12 protein-coding genes and 1 pseudogene are annotated in these 11,865 nt (G+C 64.4%); 7 read left to right on the top strand and 6 right to left on the bottom strand.

Annotation, left to right across the window (positions count from 1 at the left end):
* Nucleotides 1-75 precede the first annotated feature (75 nt).
* Nucleotides 76-1,533 (top strand): NAD-dependent succinate-semialdehyde dehydrogenase, encoded by a 1,458-nt coding sequence (locus tag LQ788_RS16195; protein ID WP_231442745.1) that lies wholly within the window; start codon nucleotides 76-78, stop codon nucleotides 1,531-1,533.
* 31 nt (nucleotides 1,534-1,564) lie between these two features.
* Here the strand turns inward: LQ788_RS16195 and LQ788_RS16200 are convergent, their stop codons facing one another.
* Both LQ788_RS16200 and shiA read right to left on the bottom strand, forming a co-directional pair.
* A complete protein-coding gene (locus LQ788_RS16200; RefSeq protein WP_231442747.1) occupies nucleotides 1,565-2,551 on the bottom strand; it encodes a zinc-dependent alcohol dehydrogenase in 987 nt (328 codons plus the stop codon).
* The gene (shiA, locus tag LQ788_RS16205) at nucleotides 2,551-3,915 is read right to left on the bottom strand and encodes a shikimate transporter (RefSeq protein ID WP_231442749.1); all 1,365 of its coding nucleotides are present in this window, start codon (nucleotides 3,913-3,915) and stop codon (nucleotides 2,551-2,553) included. Before shiA ends, LQ788_RS16200 begins: the two co-directional genes overlap by 1 nt.
* A 202-nt stretch (nucleotides 3,916-4,117) precedes the next feature.
* Between shiA and LQ788_RS16210 the strand changes: the two genes are divergently transcribed.
* Nucleotides 4,118-4,915 (top strand): IclR family transcriptional regulator domain-containing protein, encoded by a 798-nt coding sequence (locus LQ788_RS16210; RefSeq protein ID WP_231442751.1) that lies wholly within the window; start codon nucleotides 4,118-4,120, stop codon nucleotides 4,913-4,915.
* A 60-nt stretch (nucleotides 4,916-4,975) separates the two neighbouring features.
* Nucleotides 4,976-5,488 carry a putative immunity protein gene (locus LQ788_RS16215; RefSeq protein ID WP_231442753.1) on the top strand — a complete coding sequence of 171 codons (513 nt, stop codon included), beginning with the start codon at nucleotides 4,976-4,978 and terminating at the stop codon, nucleotides 5,486-5,488.
* 114 nt (nucleotides 5,489-5,602) lie between these two features.
* On the opposite strand, the gene LQ788_RS16220 is transcribed toward LQ788_RS16215, so the two are convergent.
* From LQ788_RS16220 to galU, 3 genes are all read right to left on the bottom strand, one after another.
* Nucleotides 5,603-7,480 carry a hypothetical protein gene (locus tag LQ788_RS16220; protein ID WP_231442755.1) on the bottom strand — a complete coding sequence of 626 codons (1,878 nt, stop codon included), beginning with the start codon at nucleotides 7,478-7,480 and terminating at the stop codon, nucleotides 5,603-5,605.
* Nucleotides 7,481-7,553: 73 nt separating this feature from the next.
* Complete coding sequence (locus LQ788_RS16225; protein ID WP_231442757.1) at nucleotides 7,554-8,150, bottom strand: GNAT family N-acetyltransferase; 597 nt, start codon at nucleotides 8,148-8,150, stop codon at nucleotides 7,554-7,556.
* A 28-nt stretch (nucleotides 8,151-8,178) separates the two neighbouring features.
* Nucleotides 8,179-9,081 (bottom strand): UTP--glucose-1-phosphate uridylyltransferase GalU, encoded by a 903-nt coding sequence (gene galU / locus LQ788_RS16230; RefSeq protein WP_231442759.1) that lies wholly within the window; start codon nucleotides 9,079-9,081, stop codon nucleotides 8,179-8,181.
* 41 nt (nucleotides 9,082-9,122) lie between these two features.
* Here galU and LQ788_RS16235 point away from each other — a divergent pair, with 41 nt between their 5' ends.
* Complete coding sequence (locus LQ788_RS16235; RefSeq protein ID WP_231442760.1) at nucleotides 9,123-9,851, top strand: 5-formyltetrahydrofolate cyclo-ligase; 729 nt, start codon at nucleotides 9,123-9,125, stop codon at nucleotides 9,849-9,851.
* A 131-nt stretch (nucleotides 9,852-9,982) separates the two neighbouring features.
* Nucleotides 9,983-10,123: pseudogene (locus LQ788_RS19970) on the top strand (FmdB family zinc ribbon protein); the annotation flags it as partial.
* 14 nt (nucleotides 10,124-10,137) lie between these two features.
* Here the strand turns inward: LQ788_RS19970 and LQ788_RS19975 are convergent.
* Nucleotides 10,138-10,281: a hypothetical protein gene (locus LQ788_RS19975; RefSeq protein WP_394801345.1), complete on the bottom strand. Its 144-nt coding sequence runs from the start codon at nucleotides 10,279-10,281 to the stop codon at nucleotides 10,138-10,140.
* Between the two features lie 164 nt (nucleotides 10,282-10,445).
* Between LQ788_RS19975 and LQ788_RS16245 the strand changes: the two genes are divergently transcribed.
* Nucleotides 10,446-11,075 carry an SAF domain-containing protein gene (locus tag LQ788_RS16245; protein ID WP_231442765.1) on the top strand — a complete coding sequence of 210 codons (630 nt, stop codon included), beginning with the start codon at nucleotides 10,446-10,448 and terminating at the stop codon, nucleotides 11,073-11,075.
* Nucleotides 11,076-11,292: 217 nt separating this feature from the next.
* Nucleotides 11,293-11,769, top strand: coding sequence for a large conductance mechanosensitive channel protein MscL (mscL, locus tag LQ788_RS16250; protein ID WP_231442767.1), 477 nt, complete (start codon nucleotides 11,293-11,295; stop codon nucleotides 11,767-11,769).
* The last annotated feature ends 96 nt before the right edge of the window (nucleotides 11,770-11,865 follow it).

Raw genomic sequence — 11,865 nt, forward strand, 5'->3', positions numbered from 1 at the left:
TCTCTGCCGTGCCCGTCGGCCACCCCGCAGTCATATCTTTTCGATAGCCGAACGACAACCAAAGGAGGACCTGTCGTGGACATCTCCCCGATCATCGACAAGCTCAACACCGGACTGTTCATCAATGGCCAGTGGCGTGAGGCCGAGGGTGGGAAGACCATCGACGTCGTGAACCCCGCGACCGGTGATCTCATCACCACGGTCGCCGATGGAACCGCCGCCGATGCCGCCGAAGCCATCAAGGTCGCCGGTGACACCCAGGAGTCCTGGGCCGCCACCCCACCGCGCGAACGGGCCGAGATTCTGCGCCGCGCGTTCGAACTCCTCATCGACCGTGCCGATGACATCGCTGCGGTCATGACCGCCGAGATGGGCAAGCCCTTCGCCGAGTCCAAGGGTGAGGTCACCTACGGTGCCGAATTCTTCCGCTGGTTCTCCGAGGAGGCCGTGCGCGTGGGCGGCGAATACACCCAGTCCACCGACGGCAAGACCCGCGTCATGGTCTCTCGCGAACCGGTCGGGCCCTGCATCCTCATCACCCCCTGGAACTTCCCGCTGGCCATGGGCACCCGCAAGATCGGTCCCGCCATCGCCGCCGGCTGCACCATGGTGTTCAAGCCTGCGAAGCTGACGCCGCTGACTTCGCTCATGCTCGTCGACGTACTCATCGAAGCCGGCCTGCCCGCCGGTGTGCTCAACGTCGTCACTTCGGAGTCCGCCCGCCGCGTGGTCACCCCGTGGATGAAATCGGGAATCGCCCGCAAGGTCACCTTCACCGGCTCCACCGAGGTGGGCATCGGTCTGCTCAAGCAGGCTGCCGACAATGTCATGAAGACGTCGATGGAGCTCGGCGGCAATGCCCCGTTCGTCGTCTGCGATGATGCCGACATCGACAAGGCCGTCACCGGTGCGGTCCAGGCGAAGATGCGCAACGGCGGCGAAGCCTGCACCTCAGCGAACCGTCTGTTCGTCCATTCCTCGATCGCCGAGGAGTTCTCGACGAAGCTGACCGAACGCATCGGATCGATGACCGTCGGAAACGGCCTCGACGACGGCACCGAGGTGGGCCCACTGGTCGATCAGGATTCCCTGGACAAGGTCGCCAGCCTCGTCGACGATGCTGTGGCCAAGGGTGCGAAGGTCCTCACCGGCGGGTCGAAGATCGAGGGCAAGGGCTTCTTCTACTCCCCGACCGTCATGACCGATGTGCCGCTGGACTCCGAGATCCGCACCACCGAGATCTTCGGGCCTGTGGCCCCCATCGTCACCTTCGACACCGACGAAGAGGGCATCGCCTTGGCCAATGAGACCGAGTTCGGTCTGGCCGGCTACCTGTTCAGTGAGAACGTCGAGCGGGCGCTGAACCTGGCCGACAAGATGCAGGTCGGCATGGTCGGCCTCAACACCGGCCTGGTCTCCAATCCCGCCGCGCCCTTCGGCGGTGTGAAGAAGTCCGGGCTGGGGCGCGAGGGTGGTCGCGTGGGCATCGAGGAGTTCCTCGAGGTCAAGTACGTGGCCCTGCCCCGCGCCTGAGGCAACCTCGTCGACCGGGGCCGCCGGCGGCTCACAGCCGCATGTCGACCCACTGTTTGACGCCCGCCCGCGATCGGGTGCCGGCGGTGAAGACCGCGGGCACCTCGTCGAGTGCCATCGCCGGGCCCATGATCGCCTCCGTGGGCATCTCCTCAAGGAGGTGCACGGCCGCGGCCATGTCCTGCGGGTGTTCGTAGATGAATGAGCCCTTGATGCGCAGCTGGCGCTGCACAATGCTGAAGCTGGAGGCGCCGAGGTGGTGGTGGTCCTCCCCCACCAGGGTCACCGCTGCGAATGGAGCCAGATGGTCGACGACGGCGCCGAGTGCCTCCGGCACTCCGGCCGCGTCGATGACGACCTCGGCCGCGGGGCTCTGCCCCGGGGTGAAGATCTGCGCACCGAGTTCAACCGCCAACTGGCGACGCTCTTCGCTGGGTTCGCTGACATACGGGTGATGTCCGTGCGCCACCAGGGTGAGAATCGACAGCAGCCCCTGGGCACCGGCCCCGAGCACGAGCACGGTTTCCGACCCTTCGAGGCCCGTGCGGCGAATCGCCGAAGCAGCGACAGCCAACGGCTCCGCGCACACCGCACGCTCGAGACTCATATGGGCATCGAGTCGGTGGCAGAACTCGCTGGGATGGTCGACCACCTCGGCGAGGAAGCCGGGCTGAGTCAGGACTCCTGCGCTCAATCGCGAGGTGCAGGCGGAGGTCATGCCGCGCCGGCAGTATTCGCACCGGCCGCAGGTGATGTTCGGCTCGAGGGCCACCCGGTCACCGACGGCGAATCCGCAGGCACCGGGGCCCACCTCGGCGACTTCACCGATACCTTCGTGACCCAGTCGCCACGGAAGCTTCGGCGGCGTGCGTCGGCCGGCGGCCAGGGTCTGATCGGTCCCGCAGATGCCGACGGCGAGCATGCGGATGCGGAGATCGCCCCTGCCGACCGGGCCCTGCGGCAGGCTGCAGTCGACGACCTCGACGCGGCCGGGTGCTGTGATCTCCGCCGAGCGCATCAGAGCTGGGCGCCCATCTTGGTGCTCGTCACCGCGCGCTCGGCATCGCGTTCCACGCGCCACTGGTGGACGAGGTACACCGCGATGGCGATCGAGATGAGGCATCCGCCGGCCAGGTAGGCGGCGACGAGGTACCAGGAGCCTCCTCCGACTCCGACGAGGAAGGTGGCGATGAACGGGGTGAAGCCGCCGGCGATGGCGCTGGCCAGCTGGTATCCGACGCCGGCGCCGCTGTAGCGGAATTCGGGGCTGAACATCTCGGCGAACAGTGGCTGCTGCACGCTGACGACGGCATCGTGGGCGATGTTGATCAGCAGCACCGCGAAGATGACGATGGCGACGATATTGCCGCTCTCAAGTGCGAAGAAGAACGGGATTGCGCACACGAGGCCGACGATTCCGCCTGTGAGGTAGACGCGCAGTCGCCCGAACCGGTCGGAGAGGTAGGCGAACATGGGGATCGTGATGATGCCGAGCCCGCCGACGAGGAGGGTGATGTTGAGCATGATCTGGCGATCGAAGCCGAGTTCGTCGGTGGAGTAGGCCAGGGCGAAGGTCGTCACGATGTACATCGTCAGCAGCTCGATGAACCGCATGCCGATGATCTGGAAGATCTGTGCCGGGTAGCGCTTGAAGGCTTCGAGGATCGGTAGCTTCGCGACCTTGTCCTCCTTGGCGTTCTTGACGCGTTCGAGGTATTCCTCTGACTCTTCGACTCCCGAGCGGATCCACAGTCCGACGAGGACGAGGACGGCGCTGAAGATGAATGGGATTCGCCAGCCCCAGGCGAGGAAGGCCTCCTGTGAGAAGTTCCCACTCAGAAGGGCCACGAGTCCGGTGGCCAGCAGAAGACCCACGGAGTATCCGATCTGGACGCCGCTGGAGAAGAATGCCTTGAGCTTCGAAGGGGCGCTTTCGACGGCCATCAGTGCAGCACCGCCCCATTCGCCGCCCACGGCGACTCCCTGAATGCAGCGCAGGAGGACAAGCAGGGCCGGAGCCCACCAGCCGATCGTTTCGTAGGTGGGAAGGATGCCGATGACAGCGGTGGCGACGCCCATGATCGTCATGGTCCATATGAGCATGGCCTTGCGTCCGAGCTTGTCACCGAAGTGTCCGAAGATGATTCCGCCCAAGGGCCGGAAGATGAAGCCGACTCCGAATGTGGCGAATGCGGCCAAGGTACCCGCGTGAGCGCTGTAGCCGGGGAAGAAGAGTTCACCGAAGACCAGAGCGGCAATGATTCCGTAGAGCAGGAAGTCGTACCACTCGACCACGGCTCCGACGAATGATCCTGCGGCTGCCCGGCGGGCGCGTTTCATTGCCTCGGGGCTTACTGTCGTCTGGGGCTGTCCTGTGGACATGGCATTCTCCTTTGAATGGTGGAGCTGTCGGTCGTCGGCGGTGCTGTCGGTTCGGGTTAACGCAGATCACATTATCATGATGTACGCTTATCGTACATATGTGCACTATGCGCACATCGTTGTGGTCGCTCGGCCGCTGTCTGAGGCGTCGCTGTCGTCATCTGTGGAGGTCGCACGTGACTGCGACCGATACCCTGGAGAGGTGAAGTCAGAGATGAGTCCCGCCGAAGAGCCGTCGCCCGGCCCCCACTATGTGAAGTCCGCGGAGAAGACCCTGGCCGTCCTCCTCGCCTTCACCGCCGAGACCCCCTATCGCACCGTCACCGAGGTGGCCGCCGCCACCCAGCTGACCCGGGCCGCGGCCCGGCGCTTCCTCCTGACCCTCGTCGACCTCGGCTACCTGTCGACGGAGGGCTCGCACTTCGCACTCACTCCCCGTGTTCTCGACGTCGGAGCGGGATTCCTCGCTGGCCTCGATCTGCCCAAGGTCGCCCAACCGCACCTCAACGACCTGGCTCATGACCTCGACGAATCCGCGACGCTGAGCATCCTCGACGCCGACGACGTCGTCTACATCGCCCGGGCCGCGGCGCCGCGGCTTCATGCGGTCACCGTCAATCTGGGAAACAGGCTCCCCGCCTGGGCCACGTCCATGGGAAGGATGCTCATCGCCGAGCTGCCCGAGGCCTTCCAGGAGCAGTTCCTCGCCCGCGTCGAGATCTCGCCGTTCACCGATCACACCGTGTCATCGGCCGCCGAACTCGGCCAGGAGCTCAACCGGATCCGCAAGCAGGGCTGGTGCCTCGTCTCCCAGGAACTCGATGACGGCCTCCGCGGCCTCGCGGTTCCCATTCGCCGAGGCGGCAACACCCTCGCCGCACTCAATGTCTCCCTGCATACGTCTCATCTGCGCGGGCTCTCAGTCGAAGACGACCTCGTACCCCGCTTGCAGCGCGTTGCGGCATCGATTGCGGAGGACTTCGGTGGCCGCGCCGACTGAGGGCATCGTGCTCACAGGGCTCGCGCCGTTTGCGGTGTTCGCGCCGTTCGGTAACCAGTCATGATTCTGCCCGAGGTTCGCGACCCGGCCATGGTCACTGTGCGACGGGGTGGAACCCTCAGCGATGACGATCACCAGCTGCTTGCCCTCTGGGCAGCCGACTGCGCCGAGCACGTCATACATCTCTTCGAATCCGAGGCCCCCGGGGATACACGGGTTCGCGACGCGGTCGCTGCCACACGTGCGTGGGCGGGAGGCACAATGCCGATGATGCAGGCACGCGCCGCCGGTGGGCACTCCATGGGTGCTGCCCGCCCCTTGCAAGGGGCGGCACGGTTCGCCGCCTATTCTGCAGGGCAGGCGGCATGCGTCGGGCACGTTGCCGAACACGACCTCGGCGCTGCGGCCTACGCCATCAAGGCCGCCAGCAGCGCGAGTCCCGAGGACCCCACTGCGGGACAGAAGGAACGTGACTGGCAGAGAGCACAGCTGCCCGATCAGGTCCGGCGTCTCGTGCTTGCCGATCAGCGCCGGCGCAACTCCATCTGCTGGTACGTCTTCGACACTGACTGAGTCTGGTCACCGGCTCCGAATACTTCCGCGTATGAAAGATGCGCATGTCATGCACTCATGCATGCCATGCGCATCTTTCATACGCGGTTACCTGCGAAGGGTCGTTGTCGCTGCTCAGGCGCGGCGGCGTGCAAGAACGTCGTCGACGGCGCCCAGCTCGGGAGCCTTGTTGGTCCGGATCGCCTTGCGGCCGTGTTCCAGCGGGCTGTCCTCGCGGGCGGAGTCGCTGAGCTCAGCACGGTAGCCGAGTTCGGCGGCGAACTGAGCGGCGATGTCCTCCCGGCTGCGAGCCTCGGTCTCGTAGGAGGACGCATCGGCGGCCTTCGCTTCGGGAACCGGGTGCTCAGCCTCTGGGGCGGCCACGTAGCTGGGGATCGGCAAGGGTGTCGGCGACCAGGCGCCGCGTGCCTGCAGTCGCTGCATGAACGGATCGTTGACCTTGACGGTGTCGACATTCGACGCGGCCGCCACAACCTCGGCGGTGGTGTCCGTGTCGCTGTCTGCGGAGTCGTCTTTGTCTGCTGAGTTGGTATCGGTCGCGGCTGCAGACGCGGAGCCGTCAGCCCTATCCGTCGAGGCCGACTCAGCTGCCGGTGCTGTCTCGGCAGAACCGGCCTTGGCTGCGACTGTTTCCTCATCGCCTGCGTCTGTGCCCTCGGGTGAGGCCTCTTCGACGATGGGGATCGGTCCGGTGAGCAGCACCTGCCGGGTGGTGTGGCCCTCTGCGGCTTCGTTGCGGATGCGCACGATCGGGATTTCGCCGGTGTCGGCTTCTTCCCTGCTCTGCTTCGCGCTCACGTTGCGCTCCATGATGGCGCGCGCCCGGGCCGCTTTGGTCGACCCTGCCGACCGTGCCTCAGCAGTCCCGGATCCTGCGGCCTTCGAGCCCGCAGTCGCCGAGGTGGTGGCCGGCTTCGCAGCAGCCTTCGCCTGAGGCGACGTGGTGGCTCGAGTTGCTGCCTTCGTCCGAGGTGCGGCGTTGGTCTGTGGTGCAGCTGTCGTGGTCTTCGCGGTCCGGCCCTCGATCTTCCGGAGGCGGGACTTGAGTTCACGCCTGCGCAGGTTGAGGGTGCGCACGATGGCCAAGGAGACGATCGCGAGCCCGAGGAAGACTCCGGCCAGGGCAATGTGGACGACGGAGAACATCGCAAGCACACTCGTCACCAGAACGCCGAGGGCAGAGGCGAGGAAGAGCAGGCCGAATCCTCGCGTCATCGTGCCCAGCGATTTCATCGACTCGCGCAGTGTCGTTGCTTTCTCAGTCATCGAATGGTCCTCATCGGCTCCGAAGTTCGGATTGGGAAACTGTGTACCTCGTTTGTCTGTCTCTGCTGTGCCTGTGGAGACGGCCTCGTCGGAGCGGCGCTGCGGTGACCTGGGGTTGGTGCGTCCGGGGCGGATCGGAACCGTCCCGGAATGCCCGCCGAGGTCGCTGCTGCTTCCGCTGCCGCGTCCCGTCGAACCGTGGCCGCCTGCCCCCTGCTGGGACTGGTTGAACACGGCGTGGACTGCCGGGTGGAGCATCCGAACATTGTCGGCCATCGCCGAGGCGGAGGCCTCGTGTCGGCTGTCACCGTCGAGATACGTGGAGCGGGTCTCACCGACGGCCACGGGAAGGGTGGCGCGCTGGTGGGGCGCGTCCAGCTCGGCGCTGGTGGAGTCTGTCGTGGTCGAACCCGAGTTCGCATGTCCGTCGATGACGGCGAATTCTGGGACCTTGGCGGAGAGGCTGAGCTTCGGTGCCTCGGTCATCGGTGCGATAGCGGGTCGGGGAACGCTCGCTTCGACGGTGGTCGAGGAGTGGAAGACTCGTGCCCGTTCGGTGTGGTCGTGGCCGGGGATCTGGGGGTCGGCGGCGACGACCTGTGCCCGATCCGGGACGGTGTCGATCTCGACGCGGGAGAGCTCCGTCGCTGATTTGCGGATCATTGTGGGCACGACAACGACGAAGACCACGATGATGGCGATAACGACGATGATGCTGGTGTCCACACTGCAACCCTAGAGTGCCCGGATCAGCAACGACGTGAAGGACGGTGGTGTGTCGGTCAAACAGGTGTCAAGTTCACGACTTTCTCAGGCTGTGTCGATAGGCGGTGAGGATTCCCTGTGGAACCTCTTCGGCGACCAGGGCGAACGTGCGGTGATCACACCACCTGCCGTCGATGTGCATGTACTTCTCACGCAGGCCTTCGTCCCGGAAGCCGAGCTTCTCAACCACCCGCAGGCTTGGCGTGTTCTCGGGTCGGATATTGATCTCGATGCGGTGCAGCCCCAGGGCGAAGAGGCAGTGATCGACGGCCATGGCCACGGCGATGGGGGTGATTCCGCGGCCGGCGACGCGCGAATCGATCCAGTAGCCGATCTGGCCGCTGAGGATGGACCCCCAGCTGATGCTGGAGACGGTGAGCTGCCCGCGGAAGACACCGCCGACCTCGATCGCCAAGGGCACGGACTGCCCCCGCTTGGCCTGCTTGTCGTACATGCGGACCATGGTGCGAAAACCTGGCAGCTGCTGGCCGGGAATCGGCAACGTCGCGTCCCAGGGGCGCAGCCAATCACGGTTGTGCCTGCGGACTTCGCGCCACTGGCTCTCGTCGCGCCGGTGGAGCGGACGCAGCACGATGTCGGACTGCTGATCAGTCAGGATGACTGGCCACAAACGGCTGCCTCCGCTCTTGGGTGTTCCATCAGGGAAGCGTCGCCACGTAGTCCTTGAGCCAGCTGTTGAGGTCAGCCCCCAGATCGTCACGAGAGCTGGCGATCTGCACGACGGCCTTGAGGTAGTCGAGCTTGTCGCCAGTATCGTAGCGGGCGCCCTTGAAGACGACGCCGTAGACGCCGTTTCCGCCCTCTTGTTCTGCGAGGACCTGGAGGGCGTCGGTGAGCTGGATTTCATTGCCGCGGCCAGGTTCGGTTGTCTCCAGGACATCGAAGATCTCCGGGGCCAGGACGTAGCGGCCGATGATCGCCAGATTCGACGGAGCCTCCCCTGTCTCGGGCTTCTCGACCAGGCCGGTGACCTTGACGACCTCGTCATCATCGGTAGCTTCGACTGCGGCGCAGCCGTAGAGGTGGATCGCCTCCGGTGGGACTTCCATGAGGGCGACGACGCTGCCGCCGGTCTTCTCGGCGACCTCGATCATCTTCGGCAGGATCGGGCTGCGTTCATCGATGAGGTCGTCACCGAGCAGGACCGCGAACGGCTCCTGGCCCACATGTTGGCGGCCTTTGAGCACGGCGTGGCCCAGGCCCTTGGGGTCACCCTGGCGAACGTAGTGGATATCGGCGAGTTCGGAGGCGTGGCGAACAGCGGCGAGCTTCTTGTCATCGCCTTTCTTAGCCAGTGCGGCCTCGAGCCCGTCGACCCGGTCGAAGTGATCTTCCAGGGGTCGCTTGTTCCGACCGGTGATCATGAGGAGGTCCTGCAGTCCGGCATCGGCCGCCTCTTCGACGACGTACTGAATGGCAGGCTTGTCGACGACTGGCAACATCTCCTTGGGAGTCGCCTTGGTGGCAGGGAGGAAACGGGTACCCAGGCCAGCCACGGGGATCACGGCCTTGCGCACTGTGCGCTGCGATTCATCACTCATGCCGTTCATCTTAACCATTGAAGGTGCCCCCGATTAGGCTTATGCGTGTGGATGCAGAAACTTCGAAGGCGCAATTGCGGAAGCGCATACGTTCCGATCGGGCGGCCCGAGCTGCGGCGGAGGCCGAATCGTCGGGCGCTGGGTCCGAATCGTCGGGAGCCGAGCTGGCCTCGCCGGTCGCCGAATCTGCGTGGCAGGTGGTCAAGGGCCTGCGCCCGGACCTCGATCTCACGGGCTGTTCGATGCTCGCCTATGCCGCCCTGGCCGGCGAACCCGACCTTGATCCGGCCATCGACCGGTTCCTCGCCCACGGCGGCACCGTCTACCTTCCCGTGGTCACGAGTGTCGGTCACGCACTCATGTTCGGCACCGTCACCGACTCCATGTCCACCCTCGAACCTCGCGGTAAGTGGGGCATCCGTGAACCGTCCCCTTCCCTGACTGCGTCAGCCCTCCTGGCCGCCGAGGTGGCCCCCGACCTGATATTCGTTCCTGCCCTCGGGTTCGGGCCCGGTGGTGCCCGCCTGGGCAATGGCGGCGGATTCTACGACCGTACGTTCGGGCCCCAGGGCGAGGTGCCGTTGGTCGGAGCAGAGGGCGAAGAGCCGTTGGCAGTCGGCACGCGCACAGATGGTGGACGCACGGTCCCTGTCGCTGTCTACGGCGTGTGCTTCTCTGTCGAGCTCGATCTCCCGGGCCTCACCATTGAGCCCTGGGACCTGCAGGTCCCCCAAGCCGTCACCGATCAGGGTGTCCACACTCTCGCCTGATTTGAGTTCCCTGGGTCACTGACGCGTACAGACCTGTGGATGGGACGACGGAGTTGCGGGCACCTGACCCCGCGCGTTATTCGCGGGCGTGGGCAGTGGACTATAATCTTCTCGTCGAAGAAAGGTCTCGAATGCCCGTTTACTCCTATGCCTGCAAGAGCTGTGGTCATGCTTTTGATATTCACCAAGATTTCAGCGATGACTCGCTCACAGTCTGCCCCGAATGCCAGGGGCGCCTGAAGAAGGTCTTCGGCACGGTGGGCATCAGCTTCAAAGGCTCAGGCTTCTACGCCACTGACTCCCGCGCAAGCAATTCGAGTACAGTGCCTTCGTCTTCGAACTCATCGAGTTCCGATTCGTCATCGAGTTCGTCGAAGGAGTCTTCGAGTTCATCGGATTCGTCCTCGTCGACGTCCAGCTCCGCGGCCAAGAGTGCCGCGGCAGCCAGCAGCGCCTCTGCGGACTGACTTCACCGTGCTTCCCTGTGAACTCTCCGTTCACTCGTGTGCGTCTGCGCTGTGGACACTGACCGGCTGTCCACATGCCGGGTTCGTGCCCTTGTCCTAGGATTGTGAGCACAATAAGGCTCTGGGCATGGGAATCATCCACCGCGTCAGAACTGGCATCTCAACTTGGTCGACGTCCTCACGGATCAAACCACAGCGCATCGTCGCTGCTGTCTGCTTTGCATGTGCATGTGCGCTCGTGGTGTGGATGCTCACCCCTGATCCGGGTGGGACGCCCATCGTCGTCGCCAACCGGGATCTGCCGCCGGGATCGCAGCTGCGAGCTCAGGATCTGACCATCGTCGAATTTCCGTCACGGCTCGTCCCGGACAAGGCCTTCACATCGGTCTCAGACGCCGATCACAAGCGCACTTCAGCAGGTCTGTCCAAGGGTTCGCCGCTGACGCAGTCGGCAGTTCTTGATCAGCAGGCGCTGCCCGAGGGCAGTACGGATCTCCTGATGCCTGTGCGTCTGGCCGACGATGCGTCGGCGGGCCTGCTGCAGCCGGGGCAGAGAATCCGTCTATTCAGCTCGCTGCCCGATGGGGGATCTGACATCGTCGTGAAGGAAGTGACGATAGCCCGACTGGTCGACAAAGGCGACGGCATTTCAGCAGAATCAGGGCAGCTTGTTTCAGTCATACTGTCATCAGAAGATGCAGCACGGATCGCAGAATTCGCCGGAATGCCGATCAGCTTCGCGATCCTGCCGGGCTGATTCGATGGCGGGTCTCTGGTCATCAATCGCTGACTTCCCGATGACTCCCGAATGACTCTGCGCCGCGGGACTGAGCCGTATTCACCAGGATATTCTGTCTCAGAATAGCTTGCATGTCTTCGGCATGCAGACGAGTTACCTGTGTGTATCATGTAACGGTAATAGAAGATTTTCACATCGCATTATTGTTGATAAATACGCCGAAAGGGTGCCTCTAATGCTTAAAGGATTCAGAGACTTCATTCTCCAGGGGAATGTCGTCGAACTCGCAACTGCGGTCATCATCGGCGGCGCCTTCACCGGAATCGTGACGGCCTTCTCCGATAAGATCATCAACCCGCTCATCGCCGCCGTCGGCGGCGCAGAAGGTCCTGCGCTGGCTTTCCGGATCAAGGAAGGCGTCCCGGAGACGACCATTGACCTGGGCGCTGTGATCACGGCAGCGATCAACTTCCTGATCGTCGCCGCCGTCGTCTACTTCATCATCATCGTCCCGATGAACAAGCTCAACGAACTGCGCAAGCGCGGAGCACCTGAGGAAGAAGTTCCTCCAACCACCGAGGACCTCCTCGGCGACATCCGCGAAATCCTCCGGACCCAGGCGGCCACCACCGTCGGCGGCCCGGGCGAAGGCCCTGCCAGCACGGCCGGCCCGTTCGACGACACCGAATCGACCGAGCCCCCGCGCCACTGATCGGCACGAACGCCACGAAGGCCCGTTTCCCCTTGAGGGAAGCGGGCCTTCGTCATCGTCGGGCGCGGCAGTTCAGGTTCTTTTGCCACTCAGTTC

The sequence above is a fragment of the Brevibacterium zhoupengii genome, assembly GCF_021117425.1.
Taxonomy (GTDB): Bacteria; Actinomycetota; Actinomycetes; order Actinomycetales; family Brevibacteriaceae; genus Brevibacterium; species Brevibacterium zhoupengii.